At 64.4% G+C, this 624-nt stretch carries 1 protein-coding gene; it reads left to right on the top strand.

The window, feature by feature from the left end:
- Window positions 1–559, top strand: a 559-nt coding sequence (locus HX846_RS25535) for a DnaJ domain-containing protein (protein ID WP_178966333.1), incomplete at its 5' end; no start/stop codon positions are given.
- Window positions 560–624 lie beyond the last annotated feature (65 nt).

Below are 624 nucleotides of genomic sequence, written 5' to 3'. Positions count from 1 at the left end.
CAACGGCCGGGTGGTGGACGGGCATATCAAGCAGGCGCGCCAGGAAATGCGCTCGCTGGACATGGCCGAACCGGCCCAGCGCCGTGCGATTGCCGCGTTCAATCGCGGCAAGTCCGGCTCGGACCGGATACGCAGTTATCTGGGCGTGCTCAAGGCCCAGCCCCATGCGGCGGAAGGTGTGCTGCGTGCCTGTTGGCGCATGGCCTGGGCGGACGGCAAGGCCAGTACGGCCGAGCGCGAGTTGATTGAACAATGGGGCAAATGGCTGGGTTGGACGATCCAGCAGATCCAGGCGCTGGCGGCTGACTATGAGCCGGAGCGCAAGCCGTTGGCCAATCGTGGCGGGGCTTATCAGGAGGCGTTGCGGATTCTGGGGGTGACGTCGACGACGGAGCCCGCGGTGATCAAGCGTGCCTACCGGCGCCTGCTCAGCCGGCACCACCCAGACAAAATTGCCGGCAGTGGCGCCAGTCCAGCCCAGGTGCGGGAGGCGACCGAACGTACCCGCGAGCTGCACAACGCCTACGCGCTGATTCGCGAAAGGCGAGACTTTCGCTAACAGAATCATCAGGCGCTGCTTTTTTATGGTGTAAACCGGATCAATTGTGGGAGTGGCGGTGCGAC

This window comes from Pseudomonas sp. K5002, assembly GCF_013386655.1.
Classification (GTDB): Bacteria; Pseudomonadota; Gammaproteobacteria; order Pseudomonadales; family Pseudomonadaceae; genus Aquipseudomonas.
This window is presented reverse-complemented; position numbering and strand designations above follow the sequence as displayed.